Annotated in this window: 23 protein-coding genes and 1 pseudogene; 8 read left to right on the forward strand and 16 right to left on the reverse strand. The window is 53.4% G+C overall.

The genetic code is table 11. The features are described 5' to 3' along the window. Positions 1 to 109: 109 nt before the first annotated feature. Entirely contained in the window at positions 110 to 1,498 is a 1,389-nt protein-coding gene (locus MUU46_RS11420; RefSeq protein WP_258965577.1) for a nucleobase:cation symporter-2 family protein, read from the reverse strand. A 273-nt stretch (positions 1,499 to 1,771) separates the two neighbouring features. Between MUU46_RS11420 and gltS the strand changes: the two genes are divergently transcribed. Beyond that, positions 1,772 to 2,974 carry a sodium/glutamate symporter gene (gltS, locus tag MUU46_RS11425; protein ID WP_159756972.1) on the forward strand — a complete coding sequence of 401 codons (1,203 nt, stop codon included), beginning with the start codon at positions 1,772 to 1,774 and terminating at the stop codon, positions 2,972 to 2,974. 73 nt (positions 2,975 to 3,047) lie between these two features. On the opposite strand, the gene glpK is transcribed toward gltS, so the two are convergent. Then, positions 3,048 to 4,553 (reverse strand): glycerol kinase GlpK, encoded by a 1,506-nt coding sequence (glpK, locus tag MUU46_RS11430; protein ID WP_159756975.1) that lies wholly within the window; start codon positions 4,551 to 4,553, stop codon positions 3,048 to 3,050. A 22-nt stretch (positions 4,554 to 4,575) separates the two neighbouring features. Beyond that, the gene (locus MUU46_RS11435; protein ID WP_159756978.1) at positions 4,576 to 5,424 is read right to left on the reverse strand and encodes an MIP/aquaporin family protein; all 849 of its coding nucleotides are present in this window, start codon (positions 5,422 to 5,424) and stop codon (positions 4,576 to 4,578) included. 421 nt (positions 5,425 to 5,845) lie between these two features. On the opposite strand from MUU46_RS11435, the gene zapB reads away from it, so the two are divergent. From zapB to MUU46_RS11450, 3 genes are all read left to right on the forward strand, one after another. Beyond that, positions 5,846 to 6,091, forward strand: a complete 246-nt coding sequence (zapB, locus tag MUU46_RS11440) for a septal ring assembly protein ZapB (protein ID WP_159756981.1) — start codon at positions 5,846 to 5,848, stop codon at positions 6,089 to 6,091. 146 nt (positions 6,092 to 6,237) lie between these two features. After that, positions 6,238 to 7,227 (forward strand): sulfate ABC transporter substrate-binding protein, encoded by a 990-nt coding sequence (locus MUU46_RS11445; RefSeq protein ID WP_258965578.1) that lies wholly within the window; start codon positions 6,238 to 6,240, stop codon positions 7,225 to 7,227. A 93-nt stretch (positions 7,228 to 7,320) separates the two neighbouring features. Further along, the gene (locus MUU46_RS11450) at positions 7,321 to 8,076 is read left to right on the forward strand and encodes a CDP-diacylglycerol diphosphatase (RefSeq protein WP_258965579.1); all 756 of its coding nucleotides are present in this window, start codon (positions 7,321 to 7,323) and stop codon (positions 8,074 to 8,076) included. A 111-nt stretch (positions 8,077 to 8,187) separates the two neighbouring features. Here the strand turns inward: MUU46_RS11450 and tpiA are convergent, their stop codons facing one another. Further along, entirely contained in the window at positions 8,188 to 8,955 is a 768-nt protein-coding gene (tpiA, locus tag MUU46_RS11455; RefSeq protein WP_159756990.1) for a triose-phosphate isomerase, read from the reverse strand. A 109-nt stretch (positions 8,956 to 9,064) separates the two neighbouring features. After that, positions 9,065 to 9,664, reverse strand: a complete 600-nt coding sequence (locus tag MUU46_RS11460) for a DUF1454 family protein (protein WP_258965580.1) — start codon at positions 9,662 to 9,664, stop codon at positions 9,065 to 9,067. Between the two features lie 114 nt (positions 9,665 to 9,778). On the opposite strand from MUU46_RS11460, the gene MUU46_RS11465 reads away from it, so the two are divergent. Then, entirely contained in the window at positions 9,779 to 10,198 is a 420-nt protein-coding gene (locus MUU46_RS11465) for a DUF805 domain-containing protein (RefSeq protein ID WP_159756996.1), read from the forward strand. Here the strand turns inward: MUU46_RS11465 and fpr are convergent, their stop codons facing one another. From fpr to gmk, 7 genes and pseudogenes are all read right to left on the reverse strand, one after another. Continuing rightward, a complete protein-coding gene (fpr, locus tag MUU46_RS11470; RefSeq protein ID WP_258965581.1) occupies positions 10,199 to 10,945 on the reverse strand; it encodes a ferredoxin--NADP(+) reductase in 747 nt (248 codons plus the stop codon). A gap of 95 nt (positions 10,946 to 11,040) precedes the next feature. Beyond that, a complete protein-coding gene (gene glpX, locus MUU46_RS11475; RefSeq protein ID WP_159757002.1) occupies positions 11,041 to 12,051 on the reverse strand; it encodes a class II fructose-bisphosphatase in 1,011 nt (336 codons plus the stop codon). 45 nt (positions 12,052 to 12,096) lie between these two features. Then, positions 12,097 to 14,178 (reverse strand): ATP-dependent DNA helicase RecG, encoded by a 2,082-nt coding sequence (gene recG, locus MUU46_RS11480; RefSeq protein ID WP_159757005.1) that lies wholly within the window; start codon positions 14,176 to 14,178, stop codon positions 12,097 to 12,099. Positions 14,179 to 14,307: 129 nt separating this feature from the next. Next, a pseudogene (gene trmH, locus MUU46_RS11485) lies at positions 14,308 to 14,991 on the reverse strand (tRNA (guanosine(18)-2'-O)-methyltransferase TrmH); the annotation flags it as partial. 4 nt (positions 14,992 to 14,995) lie between these two features. Then, positions 14,996 to 17,110: a bifunctional GTP diphosphokinase/guanosine-3',5'-bis pyrophosphate 3'-pyrophosphohydrolase gene (spoT, locus tag MUU46_RS11490; protein WP_159757008.1), complete on the reverse strand. Its 2,115-nt coding sequence runs from the start codon at positions 17,108 to 17,110 to the stop codon at positions 14,996 to 14,998. A 19-nt stretch (positions 17,111 to 17,129) separates the two neighbouring features. Continuing rightward, complete coding sequence (rpoZ, locus tag MUU46_RS11495) at positions 17,130 to 17,405, reverse strand: DNA-directed RNA polymerase subunit omega (RefSeq protein WP_159757011.1); 276 nt, start codon at positions 17,403 to 17,405, stop codon at positions 17,130 to 17,132. A gap of 53 nt (positions 17,406 to 17,458) precedes the next feature. Then, entirely contained in the window at positions 17,459 to 18,082 is a 624-nt protein-coding gene (gmk, locus tag MUU46_RS11500) for a guanylate kinase (protein WP_159757014.1), read from the reverse strand. A gap of 262 nt (positions 18,083 to 18,344) precedes the next feature. Between gmk and ligB the strand changes: the two genes are divergently transcribed. Next, positions 18,345 to 20,009 carry an NAD-dependent DNA ligase LigB gene (gene ligB, locus MUU46_RS11505; protein ID WP_258965731.1) on the forward strand — a complete coding sequence of 555 codons (1,665 nt, stop codon included), beginning with the start codon at positions 18,345 to 18,347 and terminating at the stop codon, positions 20,007 to 20,009. On the opposite strand, the gene MUU46_RS11510 is transcribed toward ligB, so the two are convergent. From MUU46_RS11510 to MUU46_RS11520, 3 genes are all read right to left on the reverse strand, one after another. Next, positions 20,006 to 21,658 (reverse strand): phosphoethanolamine transferase, encoded by a 1,653-nt coding sequence (locus MUU46_RS11510; RefSeq protein ID WP_258965582.1) that lies wholly within the window; start codon positions 21,656 to 21,658, stop codon positions 20,006 to 20,008. The genes ligB and MUU46_RS11510 overlap by 4 nt on opposite strands. A gap of 139 nt (positions 21,659 to 21,797) precedes the next feature. Next, positions 21,798 to 22,415: a trimeric intracellular cation channel family protein gene (locus MUU46_RS11515; RefSeq protein WP_110510337.1), complete on the reverse strand. Its 618-nt coding sequence runs from the start codon at positions 22,413 to 22,415 to the stop codon at positions 21,798 to 21,800. 224 nt (positions 22,416 to 22,639) lie between these two features. After that, positions 22,640 to 23,503 carry a YicC/YloC family endoribonuclease gene (locus MUU46_RS11520; protein WP_258965583.1) on the reverse strand — a complete coding sequence of 288 codons (864 nt, stop codon included), beginning with the start codon at positions 23,501 to 23,503 and terminating at the stop codon, positions 22,640 to 22,642. Positions 23,504 to 23,628: 125 nt separating this feature from the next. Between MUU46_RS11520 and rph the strand changes: the two genes are divergently transcribed. Both rph and pyrE read left to right on the forward strand, forming a co-directional pair. Continuing rightward, positions 23,629 to 24,345 carry a ribonuclease PH gene (gene rph, locus MUU46_RS11525; protein WP_110510335.1) on the forward strand — a complete coding sequence of 239 codons (717 nt, stop codon included), beginning with the start codon at positions 23,629 to 23,631 and terminating at the stop codon, positions 24,343 to 24,345. A gap of 63 nt (positions 24,346 to 24,408) precedes the next feature. Next, positions 24,409 to 25,050, forward strand: coding sequence for an orotate phosphoribosyltransferase (gene pyrE / locus MUU46_RS11530; protein WP_159757070.1), 642 nt, complete (start codon positions 24,409 to 24,411; stop codon positions 25,048 to 25,050). A 30-nt stretch (positions 25,051 to 25,080) separates the two neighbouring features. Here pyrE and slmA read toward each other — a convergent pair whose 3' ends face one another. Then, positions 25,081 to 25,677, reverse strand: coding sequence for a nucleoid occlusion factor SlmA (slmA, locus tag MUU46_RS11535; protein ID WP_125354656.1), 597 nt, complete (start codon positions 25,675 to 25,677; stop codon positions 25,081 to 25,083). Positions 25,678 to 25,770: the final 93 nt, after the last annotated feature.

Raw genomic sequence — 25,770 nt, forward strand, 5'->3', positions numbered from 1 at the left:
CAGTGAAGGGCACATAAAGGAGTTATGCACGATTTGTGCGCAATCCTCAAGGATGGATTCGTTTAATAAGGTTACACGGCGGCCCCAGAAGAGGCCGACGTGATGGGGATCAGCTCTTTTCTGGCGGGAAAACCAGATTCAGAACAATCGCGGTAATACCGCCTGCGGCGATACCGGATGAGAGTAAGTTCTTCAGCCAGTCAGGCGCAAATTGCAGGATCATAGGCTGCTGAGAAACGCCGAGGCCGACGGCTAAGGACAGGGCGATAATCAGGATCGCGCGGCGGTTCAGCGGTTCGCGAGAGACAATGCGCACCCCGGAAGCCGCGATGGTACCGAACATCACCAGCGTCGCGCCGCCGAGAACTGGCTCAGGAATATGCTGCACGAAACCGCTCACCGCAGGGAACAGGCCGAGCACGATAAGCATCAGCGCCACCACAAAACCGACGTAGCGGCTGGCGACGCCAGTCAGCTGGATAACGCCGTTGTTCTGCCCAAAGCAGGAGTTCGGGAAGGTGTTGAAAATCGCTGATACGCAGGAGTTCAGACCGTTCGCCAGCACGCCACCTTTCAGGCGTTTCATATATACCGGGCCGGAGACCGGTTGTTCGGAGACATCAGACGTTGCCGTAATGTCACCGATAGTTTCCAGTGAGGTAATCATGAACACCAGCATCAGCGGCAGCAGCAGGTTCCAGTCGATGCCAAGACCGTAATAGAGTGGGGTTGGAACCATAATTACCGGGCTGTTGGTCGGTGCGGTTTCAGGCAGCATGCCCATAAACCAGGCTGCGACGTAACCGGCCGCCATCGCGATCACCAGCGAGGCAATGCGCAGATACGGGTTACGCTGACGGTTAAGAACGATAATGATCGCCAACACAATGCCCGCCAGCAGCAGGTTTTTCGGTGCACCGAAGGTGTGGTCGGCCATTGCGGCGTAGCCCCCGCCGATGGAAGTCAGGCCAACCTGTATTAAGGACAGGCCGATAATCATCACCACCACGCCGGAAACCAGTGGCGTAATCACGCGGCGCGCCAGGTGCAGCACGCGGGACAGCGCCATTTCGGTAAAGCTTGCCAGCATCAACGTGCCAAACAGCGCCGCCATCATCGTTGGAACATCCGCACCACCATTTTTCAGCGCCGTACCGCCCATAATTAACGGGGCCACGAAATTAAAGCTGGTGCCCTGTATCGACAGCAGTCCGGAGCCAACCGGACCCCACGCTTTTATTTGAATGACGGATGCGACACCTGAAGCAAACAGCGACATACTGATAATGTGTTGCGTATCGTCTGCCGGTAAACCGAGCGCCTGACAAATCAGCAGGGCCGGGGTGATCACCGCGACGAACATCGCCAGCAAGTGCTGGAAGGCGGCGAACAGGGTCTGCGCGAGTGGTGGACGGTCTTCCAGGCGGTAGATTAGTTCACTGTTTTGCATTGGCGCAATCGGTTGCGCACTTTCAGCTTCAAGGGTGTTCACTGACATTTCTGAGGCGATCCCGTGGTGGAAAAGGGGGGATTTTAGCGGACTGCCAGGCAAAAGCAAACGGTTGCTTTCAATATATTAAGGAAGCATAACTATGCAGTTTTTTATGCTGTTTTTGCACGTTTTGTCGCAAATTTAACCGCCGGTGAGATTTTTTTCTGTCATTTTTCACTGTATTTTGCGTAAAATCCGGCTCCTGATAATAACGATGAGAACATTCATTACAGGTATTCACGTCGCTAAAATTGGATTATGCGCTAACAAGGAGCTTTTATGTTTCATCTCGATACGTTATCGACGCTTGTTGCGGCAACGCTGGTGTTGCTGTTAGGACGCAAACTTGTCCATACCGTCCCACTCTTCAAAAAATACACAATCCCTGAACCCGTAGCAGGTGGTCTGCTGGCTGCGCTGGCACTGCTGGTGCTGAAAAAGAGCATGGGCTGGGAAATCGATTTCGATATGAGCCTGAAAGATCCGTTGATGATGGCCTTCTTTGCCACCATTGGCCTGAACGCCAATCTTGCGAGCCTGCGCACCGGCGGCAAAGTGGTTGGCACCTTCCTGATTGTGGTGGTAGGGCTACTGCTGATGCAGAACGCCATCGGGATTGGTATGGCGAAAATGCTGGGGCTGGATCCGCTGATGGGCCTGTTGGCCGGTTCGATTACGCTTTCCGGTGGTCATGGCACCGGTGCGGCCTGGAGTAAGCTGTTCGTCGAACGTTATGGTTTCGCCAATGCCACCGAAGTGGCGATGGCCTGTGCGACCTTTGGTTTGGTGCTGGGCGGCCTGATTGGCGGCCCGGTGGCGCGTTATCTGGTAAAACATTCCTCTACGCCAGACGGTAAACCAGACGATTTAGAAGTGCCAACGGCTTTCGAAAAGCCAGAAGTGGGTCGCATGATCACTTCTTTAGTGCTGATTGAAACCATTGCGCTGATTGCTATCTGTCTTACCGTCGGGAAAATCGTTGCGCAATTGCTGGTGGGCACCACGTTTGAGCTGCCAACCTTCGTTTGCGTGCTGTTTGTCGGGGTTATCCTCAGCAATGGTCTGGCAGTACTGGGCTTCTATCGCGTGTTTGAACGCGCCGTATCGGTGCTCGGGAACGTGTCGCTGTCGCTGTTCCTGGCAATGGCGCTGATGAGCCTGAGACTGTGGGAGCTGGCTTCTCTGGCGCTGCCAATGCTGGCAATTCTGGCGGTGCAAACTGTCGCGATGGCGCTGTACGCGGTGTTCGTAACCTATCGCATGATGGGCAAAAACTACGATGCAGCGGTGCTGGCTGCGGGACACTGTGGATTTGGTCTGGGGGCAACGCCAACGGCGATTGCCAATATGCAGGCCATCACCGAACGTTTCGGACCGTCGCACATGGCGTTCCTGGTGGTGCCAATGGTCGGCGCATTCTTTATTGATATCGTGAATGCGTTGGTGATCAAGCTGTATCTGTTGTTGCCTATGTTTGCATAGCGATGTGCCATCGGGCAGAAACACAAAGGCCGGGGATTATCCCCGGCCTTTTTTATGGCTCAAACAGTCAGGTTTAATCGTGATCTTCCCACGCCATCGCGCGTTTCACCGCTTTCTGCCAGCCGCTGTAACGGTAGTTACGCTCGGTGGTTTCAATCCCCGGACGGAATTCACGTTCGATCACTGCTTTTTCTTTCAGTTCGTCCAGATTCTGCCAGAAGCCCACCGCCAGACCGGCAAGATACGCCGCGCCCAGCGCCGTGACTTCACGCACTTCCGGACGCTCAACGCGCGTGCCGAGAATGTCTGACTGGAACTGCATCAGGAAATTGTTGGCAACAGCACCGCCATCCACGCGCAGGGCGTGCAGACGAATACCGGAGTCGGCCTGCATCGCTTCCAGCACGTCGCGAGTCTGATAGGCGATGGATTCGAGCGTGGCGCGAATAATGTGATTCGAGTTCACGCCGCGCGTCAGACCGAATATTGCGCCACGGGCATACGGGTCCCAGTATGGCGCACCGAGGCCAGTAAATGCCGGAACCACGTATACGCCGTTGGTGTCGTTCACCTTGGTCGCAAAATATTCGGAATCGAAAGCATCGTTAATCAGCTTCATTTCGTCACGTAGCCACTGAATGGATGCGCCCGCCATGAATACCGCGCCTTCCAGGGCATAATTCACTTCGCCTCTCGGGCCACAAGCGATGGTGGTCAGCAGGCCGTGTTCTGATTTGACGGCGGTTTCGCCAGTGTTCATCAGCATAAAGCAGCCGGTGCCGTAGGTGTTTTTCGCCATCCCTTCTTTGACGCAAAGCTGGCCGAACAGTGCCGCCTGCTGGTCACCGGCGATGCCGGCGATAGGAATACGCGTGCCGCCTTTACCGCCGATGTTAGTCTGGCCGTACACTTCGGATGATTTACGCACTTCTGGCAGCATCGCGCGCGGGATATCCAGCGCCTCGAGCATTTTGTCGTCCCAGTCCAGTTCGTGAATATTGAACAGCATGGTGCGTGAGGCGTTGGTGTAGTCGGTAACGTGTACACGGCCCTGCGTCATACGCCAGATAAGCCAGGTGTCAACGGTACCGAACAGCAGTTCACCACGTTTAGCCCGCTCGCGCGCGCCTTCTACGTGGTCGAGGATCCACTTCACTTTGGTGCCGGAGAAGTACGGGTCAATCACCAGCCCGGTTGTGCTGCGCACGTAGTCTTCCATGCCATCACGCTTGAGCTGCTCGCAGATATCCGCCGTACGACGGCACTGCCAGACGATGGCGTTGTAAATCGGCTTACCGGTTTCTTTATCCCAAACGATGGCGGTTTCACGCTGGTTGGTGATGCCGATAGCCGCCACTTCATCGGAACTGATGTCGGCTTTCGCCAGCACTTCAATCAGGGTGGAACTCTGAGAAGCCCAGATTTCCATCGGGTCGTGCTCAACCCAGCCTGGCTTAGGATAAATTTGTTCGAATTCGCGCTGCGAAACGCTGACGATATTGGCGTCGTGATCCATGACAACGGCGCGGGAGCTGGTTGTACCCTGGTCGAGTGCAACGATGTATTTTTTGTCAGTCATAATGCTAAGTCCCGTAGTCAGATTACAGCGAAGCTTTGTGTTGTGTGGTGCTGGCGGTGGTTTCGTTCTCTTCCACCTCGCAGACGTCGCACGGTAAATTGCGGCCAATCAGCTTGCGATAGCCGAATGCGCCCAGCGACGCGCCGACGATCGGTGCGAGCAGCGGCACCACGAAATACGGAATATCTTTGCCGCCGGTAAAGGCCATTTCACCCCAGCCAGCAAGCCATGCAAAGGTTTTCGGGCCAAGGTCACGAGCCGGATTCATCGCAAAGCCGGTCAGCGGTCCCATTGATGCGCCGATAATCGCGATCAGCAGACCAATCAGCAGCGGGGCCAGCGGACCACGTGGCACACCGTTACCGTCATCCGTGAGCGCCAGAATCAGACCCATCAGGATAGCGGTAATGACCATTTCTACCGCGAAGGCCTGCACAAAATTGATATGTGGGTTCGGGTAAGTCGAGAAAACGCCTGCCAGCTCAAGACTTTCAACACTGCCGCGCACCATATTGTGCGTGTGTTCGAAGTCATAGAAAAGATTGTAATAAAGTCCGTAAACTAACGCCGCTGCGCAAAACGCGCCGGCAAATTGAGAAAAGATAAAGGGGACTACTTTACGCCCGTCGAAACAGGCAAACAGCCAGAGAGCAATGGTCACCGCCGGATTGAGGTGTGCGCCGGAAACACCCGCGGTCAGATAAATGGCCATCGCCACACCCAAACCCCAGATAATACTGATCTCCCACTGACCGAAGCTCGCGCCTGCAACTTTAAGCGCGGCGACGCATCCAACACCGAAGAAGATCAACAACCCGGTACCGAGAAACTCGGCAATGCACTGGCCTTTTAAGGTTGATGTTTGGCTCATGATTGGATCCTGAAGATTCATTGATGATTATTGTGAACATGGAGGTCGAAGACGACCACGCTGCCATGTAGGCATAGTGTTAATTTATCGTTAACGAACAAAAACGAGAAATATCGAAATCAAAATCTGTGTGCTGCGTCAATAAAATGAGCGTTTTCGCGCTAAAAAGTGCGCGATATGGCCCTTGTCAACCTGGTGCAAGAATCATTTATTTAACGAATGGATTAACAAGTTAGAGGTATTTGCAGCGAACGCTCCAGGTATAGCCTGAAAAGTGTTGCAAACCACGATCTGAGCGCCCTGGCGCTGGACAGGGAGAGCGGCGCTCCATACAATCGGATGCATAGCAGTGCGCTTACTTACGTTAAGGCGTCGCCGGGGTTCCGGGACGAGTTCAACGCCTTGCAAATTCAGGAGAGGTATGACGATGTCATTAGAAGTGTTTGAGAAACTGGAATCTAAAGTACAGCAGGCGATTGATACTATCACTCTGCTGCAGATGGAAATTGAAGAGCTGAAAGAGAAGAACAATGCACTGTCGCAGGAAGTGCATAACGCGCAAAATGGTCGTGAAGATCTGGAGCGCGAAAATAACCAGCTGAAAGAACAGCAGCACGGCTGGCAGGAGCGTCTGCAGGCACTGCTGGGCCGCATGGAAGAAGTCTAAATTCCCCCAACACCCTTCTTCGGAAGGGTGTTCTGCTTCCCCCGCTTTATACCCTCAAGTTATAGCCAATCTTTTTTTATTCTTTAATCATCGGTTCTGTTTCTGGCAGGCTACGCTCATCACACCACCACAAATGAGAGCGGTCGATGAACAAATTAGGCCTCGGGTTAACGCTTCTGCTGGCATCTGCTGGCGTTCTGGCAAAAGAGGTTCAGCTTCTGAACGTATCGTACGATCCAACACGCGAGCTGTACGACAACTACAACAAAGCATTCAGCGCTTACTGGAAAAAACAAACCGGCGACAATGTGGTGATTCGTCAGTCGCATGGCGGTTCCGGTAAGCAGGCGACGTCAATTATCAACGGTATTGAGGCCGATGTGGCGACCCTGGCGCTGGCCTATGATGTGGACGCCATCGCTGCGCGCGGCCGTATCGACAAAAACTGGATCAAACGGCTGCCGGATAACTCCGCGCCATACACCTCGACCATCGTGTTCCTGGTGCGCAAAGGCAACCCGAAACAAATTCACGACTGGAATGACCTGGTGAAGCCGGGCCTGTCGGTGATTACGCCGAACCCGAAAAGCTCCGGCGGCGCGCGCTGGAACTATCTGGCGGCGTGGGGCTACGCTCTGCATCACAATAACAACGACCAGGCCAAAGCGCAGGACTTCGTGAAAGCGCTGTATAAGAACGTAGAAGTACTGGATTCCGGCGCTCGGGGTTCGACCAATACCTTCGTTGAACGTGGGATCGGCGACGTGCTGATCGCCTGGGAAAACGAAGCGCTGTTGGCAACCAACGAACTGGGCAAAGATAAGTTCGAAATCATCACCCCGAGTGAATCTATTCTGGCTGAGCCGACCGTTTCCGTGGTCGACAAAGTGGTGGATAAGAAAGGAACACGACCGGTTGCCGAAGCGTACCTGAAATACCTGTATTCTCCGGAAGGTCAGGATATTGTGGCGAAAAACTACTACCGTCCCCGTGACCCGGCGGTTGCGAAAAAATACGAAGCCGAATTCCCTAAACTGAAGCTGTTTACCATCGACCAGGAATTTGGCGGTTGGGCAAAAGCGCAGAAAGAGCACTTCTCCAACGGCGGGACGTTTGACCAAATAAGTCAGCGTTAACGACGATAAGCATAACGGCCCTGCGGGGCCGTTTTTCTTTGATCATCTTTTTGCGCTACCCTTTCGCTTCAGAGCTTTTACAGGGATCGAAAAATGAAGCGCATCAAATATCTGATTATGACGCTGGTTATTGTGGCGGGCGGAGCAGTTGCAGGCGGCTGGTACTGGCTGCATACCGGCAATCCGGATGCCTTACGCCATTTCGTTATCGACCAGTGCGTGCCACAACAACAGGAGAGCCAGTCTCCGGCCCCGTGCGATTCGGTGAACCTGAAGGGCGGCTATGTGTTGTTCAAGGACCGCAACGGTCCGTTGCAGTATCTGTTGATGCCGACGTACCGGATTAACGGCACAGAAAGCCCACTATTGCTGAATCCTCACACTCCCAACTTTTTCTGGCAGGCCTGGCAAAACCGTCAGGTCATGAGCATTCGCCACGGTTCTCCGGTGCCGGATTCCGCCGTGTCGCTGACCATAAACTCGCGTACCGGGCGCACGCAGAATCATTTTCATATCCATATCTCCTGCCTGCGGCCTGATGTGCGCGAGCAGCTGAATAACAGCATGGAGTCGATCAGTACGCGCTGGCTGCCGCTGCCGGGTGGATTGCGCAATCATCAATATCTGGCCCGCCGCGTGACCGAGAATGAGCTGGTGCAGAAAAGTCCGTTCCTGATGCTGGCGGACGAAGTGCCACAAGCCCGCGATCATATGGGCCGCTTCGCACTGGCGATGGTGCAGCAGAGTGACGGCACGTTTGTGCTGCTGGCGACCGAGCGCGACGTGCTCACGCTGAACCGCGCATCTGCCGAGGAAATCCAGGATCATCGCTGCGAAATTCTGAAATAAGCCCACCATTTTTGGCAGGTTACCTGCTTCTTCTGTCGTCGTAGGCGTGCTAAAGATATAAAAAAACCCGGTGGCGTAACGCGACCGGGCCTGATTCGTTAGCGTGATTAATTACGCTTGTTTCGCGGCTTCAGCTGCTTTAACGATGACTGCGAAAGCGTCAGCTTTCAGAGATGCACCGCCAACCAGCGCGCCGTCGATGTCCGGCTGGGTGAACAGTTCAGCAGCGTTAGATGCGTTTACGGAACCGCCGTACTGAATGATAACTTGCTCAGCCACTTTCGCGTCTGCTTTAGCAATGTGATCACGGATGAATTTGTGAACTGCCTGAGCCTGCGCAGGAGTTGCAGATTTGCCCGTACCGATTGCCCATACTGGTTCGTAAGCGATAACCACGCCTTCGAATGCTGCTGCGCCCTGAGTTTTCAGGACCGCGTCGATCTGACGTGCACAAACTTCTTCAGTTTTGCCCGCTTCGTTTTCTGCTTCGGTTTCACCGATGCACAGAACCGGTACCAGACCCTGCTCTTTCAGCACGGCGAATTTCTTGGCGATCAGTTCGTCAGATTCTTTGTGGTAAGTACGACGCTCAGAGTGACCGATGATGATGTATTTCGCACCGATATCTTTCAGCATTTCCGCAGAGGTTTCACCGGTGAATGCGCCGGACAGGTTCAGGTCAACGTTCTGCGCACCCAGGACGATGTGGCTGCCGCCAGCGGCGCGGTTTGCCAGATCGAGGTACATTTCCGGTGGCGCGATAGCAACGCCACAACCGGTTACGCCACTCAGCTCTGTACGCAGGTTAGCAACCAGTTCGTTTACCATGTGGCGGCTGCCGTTCAGTTTCCAGTTACCCATCACTAAAGGATGTCGCATTTGAATTCTCCACGCTACTTAAGCGAATTAAGGAAGATGGCCACCCCTCAGGGCAGCATGGTCTGTGAAACAGTATAGAGATTCGGCGCTGGAAAGGCTTTGCTTTTTGTCATTTATTGTTGCTTTCGAGCGTCTCAGAAAGGGCCAGCTTAATCGGTTCAACAGCGAAGGTCAGCCCCTTTTCGCCGTTATCTGCGACCACATAGCGAAGCGCACCTTCACTGCGCGTGTAGTAGCGTTTATTCTTTCCGGCAGAAAGGAGCTTTTGCAGTTTTTGCAGACTTTGCGCTTTAGTTATCGTCGGAGTGAAGACGCGTAAAACCGCACCCATATATTCCAGTGCTTTCTCTTTGGCGGCTTTTTGCTCCGGCCCCTGAATTGGTAGCCAGGTTATCTGCATCGATTTAACTTTCAGCGTGCCGCGCTCAAGAGCCGTGGAGGCGTACAGATTTTCATTAATTTTGCTGGCGGCACGGGTAAGGCTCAGCTGATCGCGGCTGGTAGTAATCGAGTGGAATTCGTTTAGCGTGAGTGATGGATTATCTGCGTTAAACTTCTCGCGAAATTGGCTAATGGACAGATCAAACGTCGGCGAACCCGAGAGCAGGTAAGGCGCTGTGATGGATTCGCCCGTTTCAGCCGACAGCGCGTTTTGGCCGACAGCCAGCGCTGTAAGCCCAATCAAACACAAAGCCAGCCATTTCGTCATGTGCACCACCTAAGATTTTTTCCTGGGGATGATTAAAACGGTAAACCGCCCCGCTTGTCAAAAAGAGACCACTTCAGGGTAAACTACGCGCATTACGATGATAAGGAATTTTCCATGACCCTACAGCAGTGGTTATTTTCGATTAATGGGCGTATTGGGCGCCGTGATTTTTGGATCTGGATAGGTATTTGGGTGCTGGCGATGATTGTGCTATTCACCCTCGCAGGCAGTGGTTTACTGAATCTGCAAACTGCGGCGTTTGCGCTGGTGTGCCTGCTCTGGCCGACGGCGGCAGTAACCGTTAAACGCCTGCACGACCGGGGTAAATCAGGCATCTGGGCGCTGTTGATGATCCTCGCGTGGATGCTTCTCGCGGGTAACTGGGCGGTGCTGCCGGGCGTCTGGCAGTGGGGTGTGGGCCGCTTTATTCCGACCCTGATTATGGTAATGATGCTTATTGACCTGGGCGCGTTCGTTGGAACCCAAGGCGAAAATAAGTTCGGAAAAGACACGATTGCCGTTAAATACCGCTGATCACCAGTAGTGTTCGGCCGTCATATGGCCCGGTCGGCGACGCAAATGTTTGGTCATCTGCCGGGCGTCTTTCAGCAACTGCTGGGTATCACGCACCATCTGCGGGTTTCCGCACAGCATTACATGACTGTTTTCGGTGGTCATCTTCAGACCTACGGCCTCTTCCAGCGCTCCGCTTTCGATAAGCGCCGGTACGCGTCCGGTTAACGAGCCCGGCACTTCCTCGCGGCTCACCACGGTTTGGATGCGCAGTTTCCCTTGGTACTGTTTTTGCAGTTCCAGCATCAACGGTAAATAGCTTAAATCGTGGGCATAACGTACCGCGTGCAACAACACTAAGTTGTTAAAACGTTCCAGATTTTTCCCTTCCTGCAGAATCGACAGATACGGACCGAGCGCCGTGCCGGTCGCCAGCATCCATAGCGTGTCGCAGTCCGGCACTTCATCCAGAACAAAGAAACCTGCCGCTTCGCTGACCACTTGCACTTCATCGCCGGGTTTGAGCGCCGTCAGACGCGGACTGAGTTTGCCCTCTGGTACCGTCACCAGATAAAACTCGAGGTCAGGATTATTGGGTGCATTGACGTAGGAATAGGCGCGCTGGACGCGCTCGCCGTCAATTTCCAGCCCAAGCTTGGTGAATTGTCCGGCCGTGAAGGGGTGAACGGGGGCATGAACGGTGAGGCTGAACAGGGCGTCTGTCCAGTTCTCGACTTTGGTAACTTTACCTGTGACCCAATCCGCCATGATTTTCTCCTCGCTACGTTGATAGTTCTATCTTCGCTACCAGGAGGAAAGATTTCCAGCCCCGAAAGGCTGGAAAGCTCTATTGATCAAATAAATCAGAGGATGTGCAGCTGGATTTCCGGATCTTTGCGGTCGAGATAGTGAATCGACTGAATGCGGCGGATGGTGCGCGATTTACCGCGGATCATTAGCGTTTCGGTGGTGGCGATATTGCCCTTGCGGGTAATGCCGTCCAGCAGGTCGCCTTTAGTGATGCCGGTGGCGGAGAAAATAACGTTGTCGCTGCGGGCCATTTCGTCGAGGCGCAACACTTTCCCGGCTTCGATACCCATAGCGACACAGCGCTCGAGTTCGTTTTCGCCAATGCGACGGTTTTCCGGCGAGTCGCCTTTAACGTCGTGGCGTGCCAGCAGGCGGCCATGCATATCGCCGTCCAGTGCGCGGATAACCGCGGCAGACACCACGCCTTCCGGCGCGCCGCCAATCCCGTACAGCACATCAACTTCGCTGTCAGGCATACAGGTCAGAATGGAGGCCGCAACGTCACCGTCAGGGATGGCAAAAACGCGCACGCCGAGCTTTTGCAAATCGGCAATCACCTGGTCGTGGCGCGGTTTGGCAAGAATGGTGACGGTTAGCTCAGAAAGCGGCTTATTCAGCGCCTTCGCTACATTGCGCAAATTCTCTTCGAGCGGCAGATTGAGGTCGATAGCGCCTTTTGCACCAGGGCCGACAATCAGCTTTTCCATGTACATATCTGGAGCGTTCAGGAAACAGCCTTTATCGCCCACGGCCAGCACCGCCAGCGCGTTCGCCTGACCCATCGCGGTCATGCGGGTGCCTTCAATTGGGTCCACGGCGATATCAACCGCATCACCTTTGCCAGTGCCGACCTGCTCGCCGATAAACAACATCGGGGCTTCGTCAATTTCGCCTTCGCCAATCACGATGGTGCCGTCGATATTGACCTTGTTGAGCATGATGCGCATGGCATTCACGGCGGCGCCGTCGGCGATATTTTTATCACCACGGCCCAGCCATTTGTAACCGGCAAGCGCTGCGGCCTCGGTCACACGCGAAAATTCGATGGCAAGTTCTCGTCTCATAACATACTCGTTTTGGAAGCTAAGAATGGCGCGCAGCCCAAAAGGCTACGCGTTGGAATAACGTTCAGTTTCTGGCATCCAGCGCTCAATTAACGCCAGCGCCTGCTGCGGGTATTTGTCATGAATATGGCGGGCAATGCGTTGAACGTCCGGGATCATTGCCTGATCGCGCAGTAAATCGGCGACTTTGAATTCAGCCGCACCGGTCTGACGGGTGCCGAGCATCTCGCCTGGCCCGCGAATTTCGAGATCTTTTTGCGCAATCACAAAGCCGTCGTTGCTGTCGCGTAATACCTGCAGGCGTTTCTGCGCCGTTTTCGACAGCGGCGCTTTATAGAGTAGTACACAGTGAGAGGCGACCGCTCCGCGTCCAACGCGGCCACGCAGCTGGTGCAGCTGTGCCAGGCCCAGACGCTCCGGGTTTTCGATAATCATCAGGCTGGCGTTTGGCACGTCCACCCCGACTTCAATCACCGTGGTGGCGATAAGCAATTGCAGCTCGCCCTGCTTGAAAGCCTGCATCACCGCCTGCTTTTCAGCAGGCTTCATGCGTCCGTGGACGAGACCGATGTTCAGCTCCGGCAGCGCAATTTTTAGCTCTTCCCAGGTGGCTTCTGCCGCCTGCGCTTCCAGCAAATCAGACTCTTCAATCAGCGTGCAGACCCAATAAGCCTGACGGCTCTCCTGCATACAGGCATTGCGTACGCGTTCGATAATTTCGTGGCGACGGGTATCACCAATGGCAACCGTCGTGACGGGCGTACGGCCCGGTGGCATCTCGTCGATAACTGAGGTGTCGAGATCGGCATACGCGGTCATCGCCAAAGTGCGAGGGATAGGCGTGGCGGTCATGATCAGCTGATGTGGATGGAAACCCTGTTGCTGGCCTTTTTCCCACAGCGCCAGACGCTGGTGAACGCCGAAGCGGTGCTGTTCGTCGATGATAACCAGCGCCAGACCGTTAAACTGAACCTGCTCCTGGAAAATGGCATGGGTGCCGACCACCATTTGTACCTGACCGCTGGCAATGGCTTCCTGTTGCACCTGACGTGCTTTGCCCTTTTGTTTGCCCGCCAGCCAGCCCACTTCAATGCCCAACGGTGCAAACCAGTTACGAAAGTTGGTGGCGTGCTGCTCGGCTAATAGTTCCGTCGGCGCCATCAGCCCGACCTGTTTGCCATTGGCGATCGCCCTTAACGCAGCGAGGGCAGCAACCAGCGTTTTCCCGGAACCGACGTCCCCCTGAACGAGGCGCATCATCGGGATATCCTGGGCCAAATCTTTTTCGATTTCAGCCACCACGCGGGACTGAGCCCCGGTTGGCTTAAATGGCAGCGCGGCGAGAAGACCATTTTTTAGATCGTCTTTCGGGCCCAGCGGTTCGGCGTGATAACGCTGTGCGCCCGCACGAAGTGCGAGCATGCTCAGGTTATGCGCCAACAGCTCTTCCATAATCAGACGGCGCTGCGCCGGATGCTGGCCGCTTTCTAAATCCGTCAATTGCAACGATGGCGGTGGGCGGTGCAGGGTGCGCAATGCTTCCGGCAGGCTCATCAAACCTTGCACCAGTTCCGGCGGCAGCAGTTCGGCGATGGCGCAGGTATCAAGTAAATCCAGCGCCTGATCGGTCAGCTTACGCAGCGTAGCCTGGCGAACGCCTTCGGTGGTTGGATAGACCGGGGTCAGCGTTTCCTGTAGCTCCGGCTCGCTCATATCACCCTGTACTCGGTATTCCGGGTGGATCATCTCCGCACCATATTTCCCACGCTTTGCTTCACCGTAGGCCAGCACGCGGCGGCCCGTGGCGAGACTATTTTTCATCGCCGCGTTGAAATTGAAAAAGCGCATGGTGAGGATGCCGGTGCCGTCGCTTATCTGGCAGGTCATCATTCGGCGACCGCCGAAAGTGATATTGCTGTTGAGAACTTCGCCTTCCACCGTGGCGTAGATGCCCGGCAGCAGTTCATTTATAGGGTAAAGTTGGGTTCGGTCTTCGTAACGCAGCGGTAAGTGCAGAAGCAAATCCTGCACGTTGTGCAGGCCGATTTTAGCCAGTTTGCTGGTCTGCGCTGCGCCAACGCCAGTTAGTGCACTTAGCGGGACGGCATCCAACAGACGGCCTTTCATTTACTCTTCATCCTTCAAGTTGCCTCTTTGTTGGCTGCATTCACTCACCCCGATCACATAGTTTTCTATGCTCTCGGGATTTCGTTCATTTGCCGTCGCGATGCAACGTGAATGATTTTGAGTCGTTTTTGATGCCTGCATGATAGACCACCACTGCGCATCAGCCTCGATTTCCCCACGCTCGTTGACGTGTGGGTAAGGCAGATTTTTACGCCTGGAGACGTGTGCCAGCACCGGGTAGCCGCCTTCGAACAACAGGCGCTGCTGTTCTTCCTCCGGCAGCATACTGTTTTCGCGCAGGTACATGCCTGCGTTTTGCCGCTGGCGCTGGGCTTCATAGAGAATAAGGGCTGAGGCGACCGAAACGTTCAGCGACTGCACCATCCCAGTCATTGGGATAATGATGTCCTGGTCGGCGAGGTCTAACGCTTCCTGAGTAATACCGGTTTTTTCCTGACCCATCAAAATACAGGTCGGTCGCGTGTAGTCTATTTCGCGAAAATCTACCGCTTTATCAGAGAGATGAGTTGCCAGGATTTGCATGCCACGGCCTTTCAGCGTGGCGACGGCATCGCCGATGGTTGGGTGGGTTTTGACCTGCACCCAACTGTTGCTACCTGCGGCGCTAGAAACCATGGTGCGCATGTGGTTCCCTGGCCAGACGGCGTGGACTTCATGCACGCCAACGGCATCGGCAGTGCGAATGATTGCCGAGACATTATGGGGCTTGTGGACCTGCTCCATACAGACGGTCAGATCAGGCTGACGCCTGGCGAGCATCTCACAGATACGCGCATAACGCTGTGAATTCATAACACTAGTTTCTGTTACGGGTGACTTTAATCACATCCGGCATAACGCGAATTTTGCGCATGATGTTGGCCAGATGGACGCGATCGCGTGCCGTCAGACGAATAAAGGCGCTGTAGACGCGACCATCTTTCTCTTCCGTATTCAGGCTCTGAATATTGGACGAGGCGGTGTTGATCGCGGCGGTAAGGTTCGCCAGCGCACCCTGATGGTTGAACATATCCACCTTAATTTCGGTGATAAATTCCTGTTCGGTTTCTTTATCCCACTCCACGGCCATGAATTTTTCTGGCTCTTTCTGGTAACCGCGAATATTTCGACACGACTCGTGGTGGATAACCAGCCCTTTGCCCGGGCTGACGTGGGCAATGATTGGATCGCCTGGAATTGGACGGCAGCATTTTGCGAAGGTTATCAGTATGCCATCGGCGCCTTTTATCGGCAGATGACCGTGACCCGACGGCGTTGGCTGCAGCGCTGCACCGGCTTCGCCTTGCTGTAAGTTTTTCGCGACCACCACGCTCATGGCGTTGCCCAGACCGATTTCGGCCAGCAAATCGTCAAGCGTGGCGAGTTTCATGCGGACTAATTCTCGGTGGATATTTTCCTGCGGAATTTCGGCGAGCTTGCGGCTACCGCCGAGTGCATGGTTCAGCAGACGACGGCCGAGACTGACGGAGTCATCACGCTTCAGGTTTTTCAGCAGTTGACGGATTCTGGCACGCGCTTTCGAGCTGACCACAAAGTTCAGCCACGCGGCATTTGGGCGTGCGCCCGGCGCGGTAATAATTTCGACCGTTTGCCCGCTAGTGAGCGGCTGCGAAAGTGGATAGGGCTGTCTGTCGACGCGGGCACCGACGCAGGCATGACCGATATCGGTATGGACTGCATAGGCGAAATCGACCGGTGTTGCACCGGCTGGTAGTTCGACAATGCGGCCTTCCGGGGTGAAAACATAAATCTCATCCGGGAAGAGATCAGATTTTACGCTCTCGATAAATTCAAACGAGCTACCGGCACTCTGCTGCAGTTCGAGTAGGCTTTGCATCCAGCGCTGGGCGCGGATTTGTGCGGTAGTACTGCTTTCGCCATTCTCTTTGTATGCCCAGTGTGCGGCGACACCCATCTCTGCCATCACGTCCATGTCCTCGGTACGAATCTGCACCTCAACCGGCACGCCGTGCGGGCCAATCATTGAGGTATGCAACGATTGGTATCCGTTGGCTTTTGGAATAGCGATGTAGTCTTTCACCCGGCCAGGACGCGGCTTGTAAAGGCTGTGCATCTGGCCCAACACGCGGTAGCAGGTGTCGAAATCATGGACGATCACGCGGAAGGCGTAGATATCCATAATCGAGTGAAAACGCTGCTCTTTGAGCACCATTTTGCAGTAGATGGAATAGAGATGTTTTTCACGGCCACTGACGCGACACGGAATTCCCGCTTCCTGTAACCGTCCATCGATTTCAGAAAGGATCTTCTGAATCATCTCCTTACGGTTGCCACGTGCCGCTTTTACTACCTCTTTGATAACGCGATAGCGGTTAGGATACAGTGCTTCAAAGCCCAGCTCTTCGAGCTCGGTTTTAATGTGATGAATACCTAAACGGTGCGCCAGCGGACTGTAGATTTCCAGCGTTTCGCGGGCAATGCGGCGGCGTTTGTCCGGGCGAAGAGAGCCCAGGGTGCGCATATTGTGGGTACGGTCGGCAAGTTTGATGAGAATGACGCGGATATCCTGCACCATCGCCATAATCATCTTGCGAAAGTTTTCGGCCTGCGCCTCTTTCTTATCGCGGAACTTAAGCTTATCAAGCTTGGACACCCCTTCTACCAGTTCAGCAACGCTTTTGCCAAACAGCTGTTCCATATCCTGGTAGGTGGCGGGGGTATCTTCAATCACGTCATGCAGTAGGGCTGCCATCAGCGTTTCATAGTCGAGTTTCATCTCGGCCAGAATGCAGGCAACGGCTACCGGGTGCGTGATATAGGGTTCACCGCTTGAACGTGTCTGTCCCTCGTGAGCATCACGTGCAACGAGATAAGCCTGCTGAAGACGCTTAATTTGGTCTTCTGGCAGGTAAGTTTGAATCAGCTGATTCAGGCTCTCAAACAGATACAAGGGCGACCCGCAGGGTTAATTAACGACGACCTTCAGCAATGGCGGTAACGGCCTGCAGTTCTGCGGCTTCCTGCTCTTGCTGTTCCTGGCGATCACGAACGTCGAGGATCTGGTTGTTAATCAGACCATCTTCGATTTCGCGCAATGCGATAACGGTGGTTTTGTCGTTCTCTTCTGGTACCAGCGGATCTTTACCGCCTGTCTGCATCTGACGAGCGCGACGCGCGGCGACCAGCACCAGGTCAAAACGGTTACCAATTTTCTCTACAGCGTCCTGAACAGTTACGCGTGCCATATTTAAAAGCTCCACAGATGACGAAATGACTGGGCATGATACTGAAAGTGTGTTCAGTCTGCCAATAATTTGCTGATTAAAGCGTCGTGGCGTTGCTTTTGACGGCTCATACGCAGACGTTCAGCGCGAATGATGGTTTTCAGATCGCCCAAGGCGGTATCAAAATCATCGTTTACGATCAGATAGTTGTATTCGGCGTAGTGGCTCATTTCCGCTACAGCCTGCGCCATACGTTTGGCGATAACGTCTTCGCTATCCTGCCCACGACCACGCAGTCGGCGGTCAAGTTCGTCTTTCGACGGTGGCAGAATAAAGATACTGCGTGATTCGGGCATGGCTTTGCGGATTTGTTGTGCGCCTTGCCAGTCGATATCAAGAAACACATCTACGCCGGTTTTCAGAACCTGCTCGATGGTTTCACGCGACGTACCGTAATAATTTCCAAACACTTCGGCGTGCTCAAGAAACGCGTCCCGGCCAATCATCGTTTTAAAATCGGCGTGATCGACAAAGAAATAATGCTCACCGTGAACTTCACCCGGACGCGGCGTGCGCGTGGTGTGTGAAACAGAAACCTGGGTGTCGTATAACGGTTGGGTTTTCAGTAATGCCTGAATCAGGCTGGATTTACCCGCGCCACTAGGGGCAGAAACAATATAAAGCGTGCCTTGAGCCATGAGAGTCTTGTGTATGTGAGTCGAAAGAAAGTCTACATACGAGCCTATTATACACGTCGCCGCTGCGTGACGTAGCCTTTGTCACACTTTTTACGTCAGTTTCTTCCCTTTTGCACACACCTTTCCTTATTTTTCTGTCTGTTGCAGCAATAACACAAATTCCTCTGAAGCATACGCGCAACATCGAAAATCCTGTCTCGTCATCGGTTTTTGCTCGCGCTACAACCTTTCGAAAACGAGCAGGAGACAAAGAATGACAGGGATAAGAGGGATTTTAGCGGTGCTGCTGACAATGCTTACGTTAGGTGCGCAAGCCGTTTGTCCGGCGTGGTCAGATGCCAGAGCGATACAGGAAATTGACCGTCTGCAAGCACAGATAGACGAATGGAACGATGCTTATTGGCAGTCCGGTGACAGCGGGGTAAGCGATGACAAATTCGATCAACTTAGCGCGGCGTTACAGCAGTGGCGGCGCTGTTTTGGCAACCCCGCTGAGGAGCCTGCACTGCCGGATTTTAAAGGAGAGTTTACACATCCGGTGGCGCATACAGGCGTCAAAAAGCTGAAAGACAGTTTGGCGGTATCTCAGTGGATGCATAACAAGACAGATCTGTGGGTTCAGCCCAAAGTCGATGGCGTGGCGATAACGCTGGTTTATCGCAAGGGCGCACTCGTGCAGGCTATCAGCCGGGGCAATGGCCGTGCGGGTGAAGACTGGACCCGAAAAGTGCTTCAAATCCCCGCTATTCCAAAAACGGTGCAAGGTCGCCTTGCAGACGGTGTTCTGCAAGGAGAACTGTTTCTTCGGCAAGAAGGGCATATTCAACAGCAAATGGGGGGCATGAATGCCCGGTCTAAAGTGTCCGGGGCTATGTTGCGTAAATCAGGTTCAACCTTGCTCGATGAATTATCTGTGTTTATCTGGGCCTGGCCGGATGGCCCGGCGCAAATGTCTCAACGGCTGACGTTGCTACGCGAAGCCGGGTTTCCACTGGCCGCTGATTATTCACGACCGGTAAAGGCGATTTCGGATGTTTCTACGCTTCGCCAGCACTGGTTTACCTCGCCGCTGCCTTTTGCCACCGATGGCGTTGTGGTTCGCGCGGCGAAAGAACCCGAATCTCGAAATTGGCTGCCCGGAGAGGGCAACTGGGTAATCGCGTGGAAATATCCCCCGGCGACGCAAATCGCCGAAGTGAAATCGATTGAGTTCAGCGTGGGTCGTACAGGCAAGATAGCCGTCGTGGCGCATCTGGCTCCCGTTTTGCTCGATGATAAACAGGTTCGTCGGGTCAGCGTTGGCTCGCTAAAGCGCTGGCAGGAGAGGGATATTGCGCCCGGCGATCGGTTGAACATTAGCCTTGCCGGGCAAGGGATCCCAAGAATTGATAGCGTGGCCTGGCGAACAACCGACAGGACCAAGCCATTGCCGCCACAAGGCACCTTTGATTCGTTAACCTGCTATTGGAATACAGAGCAGTGCCAGCCGCAGTTTTTGGCGCGGCTGGTGTGGGTAAGTCAGCAACTGCACCTCGACGGCGTGGGGGTATCGCTCTGGCGGCAGCTCAATGAGACTCACCACTTCGCGCATCTCTTTTCCTGGTTAACGCTTAGTGAAACACAGCTCCAGCAAACTCCGGGGTTCTCGAGGGACAGAGCCCGCCTGGTGTGGCACAAATTTGACTTCGCAAAGCAGCAACCTTTTATCCAATGGCTACAGGCGATGGGGATGCCACTGAATCAAAAGGCTCTACCGAGTCTTGCAGGGCGTACCTGGCAGCAGCTTGAACAGATGAAAGAAGAAGAGTGGCAGACGTTGCCTATGACCGGAAAAACCAAAGCCAGCCAGCTGAGACGCTGGCTGGGTGACTCGCAGGTGAGCGCCCTGGCTCAGTGGCTGAAAGTGCAGAGGATTGAGGGTTTTTAAAGTGAGTCTTTATCCGCTTTTCGGTAACGTGCATTCACGTCAGGTGAACTGAAGTTGCTACGCAAATCGTCATACTCGAATATATGCCGACCTCCGTCCATAACCGAGAATGATGTTTCTGGCTGATAGCATGGCTCAAGAGGCGATTTGCAATGAGGTATCCCTGTTGAGATGCCCATCAGGCTTAGTATCAGCTCATAATTGCTGGCGGTGGAGTAGCGCTCCTCTACTTTGCCAAGTCGACGCGGTTTGCTGGCGAGAGCCGCAGGGCTGTACCAGATAAACTGGGGTACATCATAGGCCTCTTTGCTTGGGTTGCGAGAGCCGTGCATATAATGCGATTCGAGTTGCGGATTTTTCTCTAAACCATGATCGGAGAAATAGAGCAGAGCAGAGGCGCTGTTACCGAGACGCTTAGTAACTTCACCAATAACGTGGTCGGTATAACGAATTGCATTGTTATAACAATCCTCATATTTATCATCAGTATGATAATAATCAGCAGAGGCTGGATAGCGAATACAGGCCATTTCATGGCTACCATTAATGTGCAAAACGATCAGTTTGCGACCAGCAACGGTCAGGGCTTTATCCAGTTCAGGCAACAGGTCTTCGTCATAGCTGGTGTCGATCCATTGCGCTTTTTGGCTGAGAGAGGCAATAGCCACTACGTAGTTATTACTTTTCCCCGAATTGCCCTGTGCGCTTATCCATTCAGTATGGAAGCCAGCCTTGTTGGCGACTCGAATGACATTATCGGCCAGATCGTTGACAGTAAAATGGTTAGCATCGGCTTTGCTGAGAATCATTGGAACGGCGAGCACAGTCGCTGATGCTGGCGCAATTGCATGCTCAAAGACCAGGGCATTATTGCGAAATGCTGATTCGACGGGCGTTGTATCCAGGTCAAAACCGTAGAGTTGCATATTGCTGCGGCGTGCCGATTCCCCGACGATCACAACAAAGTTTTCAACTCCAGTATCGCTCACGCTTACTGCGGGATATTGAGTATCGTGCTTATAGATGTGTTCTGCCAGTTTGTTATCACGCTCTGCAATAATGAATTCTGATGCCACGTAGAATGGTGTATTAGTAAGAATTCGTGAGGAAAGTGGGTAGTAAACTTCCAAATCTTTGCGCTGTTTCAACCAGTTTGCTGAGGCGTACCAGGCAAAAAACACGACTAACAAGCAGACACCACCATGCTTAAGTGTGCTTGAAGCATTACCTGCCAGGTAGTGGATTGCTAGTATCGTAATGGTGAAATAGAGGGCAATTATCGGGAAGTAATAGGTAAAGAGCCCCGACATACTGCTGGCTTCACTCATATGGGTCGTCAAAATACTCATGGCGAATACGCTGCTGAACTCGCTTTGGTAAATTCGCCAGGTACAGAATGAAATCGCAAAGTTGAGAGTCAACGCCGTTGTCAGCAGCACCGACGCTATCTTCCCCAAAAAATAACGATAAATTGCCGCGGCTGATAGCAGCAACAGTGCGTTACAAATCGCAATACGGATCACAAACCTTAACGGCTGTGTGAAGGCTGCAGGCCAGATCTGGATGAGCATAGAAAAAAGAAAGGCCAATATAAAATATTGGCTCAAATTCTTTTTAATAATCGGTAGCGATGCACTGATGAATGACATGAGAGACTTAATGTAAATTGGTCTTAAAATAATACTGCTATTGTATAGGAATTTTCCATTCTAATGTGTGGCCAATAAGTGCTTTCAAGCATGAATTATTCGAAATCGATAGGAATATTTGCTGTGCTGACGCCAGAGGTTAATGCGCATTGTGCTTGTAATGAAATACAGGCAGGCCGAGTTTTAGACGGAGCGCCAGCATGCGCATGGTAAAGCCGAACAACAGCGTGGCAATCACCACCACATCATGGTTGCTGACATAGTTCTGCAGGGCGATATACAGCACCGCAGACGCAAACGAGACCCCAGCGTACAGCTCTTTCTGGAACACCAGCGGGATGCGCTTACAGAACATATCGCGTAACACGCCGCCAAAAACGCCCGTTACCACTGCTGCGATACAGGCGATTACCGGGCCTTCTCCCATGTCCAGTGCAATCTGAGCGCCGATGATGGAGAACACCACCAGGCCAAGCGCATCAAGCACGAGGAACAGGCGACGCAGATGTGGCATTACGGGGGCAACGATGGTCGTCAGCACTGCGGCGATGGCCACAATAATCACGTATTCCGGGTGTTTAACCCAACCCAGAGGATAGTGGCCGAGCAGGATATCGCGCACCGAACCGCCGCCGAGCGCCGTAGCAGTGGCAATGATGATGACGCCAAAGGTATCCATCCGGCGACGTCCGGCCGCCAGCGCACCTGTCATCGCTTCCGCGGTGATCCCAATGAGATAAAGAATATGTAGCAGCATAATTGCCCTCGCAAGTCAGAGCGGCAGATTAGCGATTTGTGCGGTTGATCACGATTGAGATTTTCTAAGGCAAACTGAAAAGGATTAGTTTTTGTTATTTGAAATGATATCCATTGGCCATTCTAAGGCGATATTGCTTTTTTTATGGATTAGTAAAAGTATGCTGTTTAACACCCATCAAAGTTCGGAAGTTGAAAAGCCCGGCGTGAACCGGGCCTGTTCACTTATTCGATATTCTGAATCTGCTCGCGCATCTGTTCAATCAGCACTTTCAGCTCGATGGCGGAGGTGGTGACTTCACTGTTTATGGATTTAGATGCCAGCGTGTTCGATTCACGGTTGAACTCCTGCATCATAAAGTCGAGGCGACGACCCACAGCCTCTTTCTTTTTCAGGATGTTCCAGGTTTCTTTCACATGGGCTTCGAGACGATCAAGCTCTTCAGAGACGTCAATACGCTGGGCCATCATGACCAACTCCTGCTCGAGGCGATTGTTCTCAAGCTGTACCTGTGCGTCTTCAAGCTTCGAGACCAGGCGCTCGCGCTGCCACTGGAGAATTTCAGGCATATGCGCACGGACTTTGACAACTTCGGCGCTAACGCCGTCAAGCCGTTGTTCAATGAGTGCTTTCAGCGCAGTGCCTTCAGTTTCACGGGCAACGATGAAGTCATCGAGTGCGCCATCAAGAGCAGAGAGGATTTCAGCGCTGATTGCATCAAGGTCTTGCTCCTGAGCGGCCATAACTCCCGGCCAACGCAGAATATCTACCGGGTTAACTTCGCCCTCGTCGCTTTGCATTTTGACCCAGTTGGCCGCGGTGACCAGCTGTTTCGCCAGCTTTTCGTTGAGAATGAGCTCGCCGGTCGCGATCGGATCTTGTTCGAAACGCAGGGTACATTCGACCTTCCCACGCGTCAGACGGGCACGGATACGCTCACGGACAACCGGCTCCAGGCTCCGGAACTGTTCCGGCATGCGGAAGTAAGTTTCGAGATAACGCTGGTTTACCGAGCGCAATTCCCACGCGGCACTGCCCCATTCACCTTTGATTTCACGACGGGCGTAGGCGGTCATACTGCGGATCATAGACGTTCCTGTTTTTAAAGGAGAGATGGGGGGATTATAGCTAGCGGGGCTTTCTCATGATAGGAATAAGCGCGTTTAATCCGTATAATGCGCAGCCACATTCGTTTTAAGCCGGAGATATCATCATGCGTCCAGCAGGCCGTAGCGCTCATCAGGTGCGTCCCGTAACCCTGACCCGTAACTACACCAAACACGCTGAAGGCTCTGTGCTGGTCGAATTCGGTGATACCAAAGTGCTTTGCACTGCATCCATTGACGAAGGCGTCCCGCGTTTTCTGAAAGGGCAGGGCCAGGGCTGGATCACCGCCGAATACGGCATGCTGCCGCGTTCCACCCACACCCGCAACGCCCGTGAAGCGGCGAAAGGCAAGCAGGGTGGCCGTACCATGGAAATTCAGCGTCTGATCGCTCGTGCCCTGCGCGCTGCCGTTGACCTGAAAACGCTGGGTGAATTCACCATTACGCTGGACTGCGACGTCATCCAGGCTGATGGCGGCACGCGTACCGCATCCATTACCGGTGCCTGTGTAGCGCTGGCTGATGCCCTGAACAAACTGGTTGCTGCCGGTAAGCTCAAAACCAACCCGATGAAAGGCATGGTTGCTGCGGTTTCCGTCGGTATCGTTGCCGGTGAAGCGCTGTGCGACCTGGAATACGTTGAAGATTCCGCCGCAGAAACTGACATGAACGTGGTGATGACCGAAGATGGTCGCATCATCGAAGTGCAGGGTACGGCAGAAGGCGAACCGTTCACCCATGAGGAACTTCTTACCTTGTTGGCTTTAGCCCGAGGGGGAATCGAATCTATTGTCACGACGCAGAAAGCGGCGTTAGAAAATTAATTAGAGGGCGACTGATGAGTCGCCCTTTTTTTGTCTGTAGAAAACAGGATGAGGAGTGAATCCATGAAACCGTATCAGCGCCAGTTTATTGAATTTGCGCTTAATAAGCAGGTATTGAAGTTCGGCGAATTCACGCTGAAATCCGGGCGCAAAAGCCCCTATTTCTTTAATGCCGGGCTGTTTAATACCGGGCGCGATTTGGCGCTGTTAGGTCGTTTTTACGCTGAAGCGCTAATGGATTCAGGCATCGATTTCGACCTGCTGTTTGGCCCAGCGTATAAAGGTATCCCGATTGCCACGACTGCTGCGGTCGCACTGGCTGAACATCACGATCGCGATGTGCCGTACTGCTTTAATCGCAAAGAAGCCAAAACCCATGGTGAAGGCGGCAACCTGGTGGGCAGTCCGCTCGAAGGCCGAATCATGCTGGTCGACGATGTGATCACTGCTGGAACGGCTATCCGTGAGTCGATGGAAATCATCCAGGCTAATGGCGCAACGCTTGCGGGTGTGCTGATTTCGCTGAACCGCCAGGAGCGCGGGCGCGGGGAAATTTCTGCGATTCAGGAAGTTGAGCGCGACTACGGCTGTCAGGTGATTTCTATTATCACTCTGAAAGACTTGATTGCTTACCTGGAAGAAAAGCCGGAGATGGCCGACCATCTGGTGGCAGTCCGGGCGTATCGCGAAGAGTTTGGCGTATAAAAACGAAACCGGGCATCGCGCCCGGTTTTTTTACTGGAGTTGTGCTGCAACCAGCGGCCAGCGGGCATCAAAATCTTCCGTTGGGCAGTATTTGAATTCACTGCGCACAAAGCGGGAAAGCATCCCTTCGCAGAACGCCAGAATCTGGCCAGCTAGCAGTGTCTCATCGTTAACGTAGCCTTCGCCTTCGCGCATTTTCTTTTCGCGTAATACCTGACGCAGCTGAGCTTCAATGCGCTCGAAAAGCTGGTTGATGCGACCCTGCAGTCTGTCCTGTTCAAACATCAGGGCATGACCGGTCAGAATGCGTGTCAGACCTGGGTTACGTTCACCGAAGCCGAGAATCAATAGCACAATCAGACGCAAACGGGCGTTGGTGTCTTTTTCATCCTTCAAAATCAGATTGATACGGGTGATCAGGCTGTCTTCGATGAACTCGATCAGGCTGTCGAACATCCGGGTTTTGCTTGGGAAATGGCGATACAACGCCGCTTCGGAAACGCCCACTGAGGCGGCCAGCTTTGCAGTAGTAATACGTTGACTACCATCACTGGATTCAAGCATAAGCGCCAGAGATTGAAGTATTTCTTCGCGACGATTCCGTTTCGCGGTTTGTTTTTCTGCCATGTTTTCAAATACCCCTGAAAATAAACACTCGTCAGGCGGGCATCCACACAACGACCGCAAACAAGTGCTTGCGGTGATGTTATTGCATTATTG

The organism is Scandinavium tedordense (assembly GCF_024764965.1).
GTDB classification, from domain to species: Bacteria; Pseudomonadota; Gammaproteobacteria; order Enterobacterales; family Enterobacteriaceae; genus Scandinavium; species Scandinavium tedordense.

What these genes read in the sequence shown, in the direction of transcription:
- MUU46_RS11460 (WP_258965580.1), bottom strand. Translation starts at nt 9,664, where the DNA reads ATGACGAAATGGCTGGCTTTGTGTTTGATTGGGCTTACAGCGCTGGCT.
- slmA (WP_125354656.1), bottom strand. Translation starts at nt 25,677, where the DNA reads ATGGCAGAAAAACAAACCGCGAAACGGAATCGTCGCGAAGAAATACTT.
- rph (WP_110510335.1), top strand. Translation starts at nt 23,629, where the DNA reads ATGCGTCCAGCAGGCCGTAGCGCTCATCAGGTGCGTCCCGTAACCCTG.
- recG (WP_159757005.1), bottom strand. Translation starts at nt 14,178, where the DNA reads ATGAAAGGCCGTCTGTTGGATGCCGTCCCGCTAAGTGCACTAACTGGC.
- gltS (WP_159756972.1), top strand. Translation starts at nt 1,772, where the DNA reads ATGTTTCATCTCGATACGTTATCGACGCTTGTTGCGGCAACGCTGGTG.
- pyrE (WP_159757070.1), top strand. Translation starts at nt 24,409, where the DNA reads ATGAAACCGTATCAGCGCCAGTTTATTGAATTTGCGCTTAATAAGCAG.
- gmk (WP_159757014.1), bottom strand. Translation starts at nt 18,082, where the DNA reads ATGGCTCAAGGCACGCTTTATATTGTTTCTGCCCCTAGTGGCGCGGGT.
- MUU46_RS11520 (WP_258965583.1), bottom strand. Translation starts at nt 23,503, where the DNA reads ATGATCCGCAGTATGACCGCCTACGCCCGTCGTGAAATCAAAGGTGAA.
- MUU46_RS11445 (WP_258965578.1), top strand. Translation starts at nt 6,238, where the DNA reads ATGAACAAATTAGGCCTCGGGTTAACGCTTCTGCTGGCATCTGCTGGC.
- tpiA (WP_159756990.1), bottom strand. Translation starts at nt 8,955, where the DNA reads ATGCGACATCCTTTAGTGATGGGTAACTGGAAACTGAACGGCAGCCGC.
- zapB (WP_159756981.1), top strand. Translation starts at nt 5,846, where the DNA reads ATGACGATGTCATTAGAAGTGTTTGAGAAACTGGAATCTAAAGTACAG.
- glpX (WP_159757002.1), bottom strand. Translation starts at nt 12,051, where the DNA reads ATGAGACGAGAACTTGCCATCGAATTTTCGCGTGTGACCGAGGCCGCA.
- MUU46_RS11420 (WP_258965577.1), bottom strand. Translation starts at nt 1,498, where the DNA reads ATGTCAGTGAACACCCTTGAAGCTGAAAGTGCGCAACCGATTGCGCCA.
- MUU46_RS11465 (WP_159756996.1), top strand. Translation starts at nt 9,779, where the DNA reads ATGACCCTACAGCAGTGGTTATTTTCGATTAATGGGCGTATTGGGCGC.
- MUU46_RS11450 (WP_258965579.1), top strand. Translation starts at nt 7,321, where the DNA reads ATGAAGCGCATCAAATATCTGATTATGACGCTGGTTATTGTGGCGGGC.
- MUU46_RS11435 (WP_159756978.1), bottom strand. Translation starts at nt 5,424, where the DNA reads ATGAGCCAAACATCAACCTTAAAAGGCCAGTGCATTGCCGAGTTTCTC.
- rpoZ (WP_159757011.1), bottom strand. Translation starts at nt 17,405, where the DNA reads ATGGCACGCGTAACTGTTCAGGACGCTGTAGAGAAAATTGGTAACCGT.
- fpr (WP_258965581.1), bottom strand. Translation starts at nt 10,945, where the DNA reads ATGGCGGATTGGGTCACAGGTAAAGTTACCAAAGTCGAGAACTGGACA.
- glpK (WP_159756975.1), bottom strand. Translation starts at nt 4,553, where the DNA reads ATGACTGACAAAAAATACATCGTTGCACTCGACCAGGGTACAACCAGC.
- MUU46_RS11515 (WP_110510337.1), bottom strand. Translation starts at nt 22,415, where the DNA reads ATGCTGCTACATATTCTTTATCTCATTGGGATCACCGCGGAAGCGATG.
- MUU46_RS11510 (WP_258965582.1), bottom strand. Translation starts at nt 21,658, where the DNA reads ATGTCATTCATCAGTGCATCGCTACCGATTATTAAAAAGAATTTGAGC.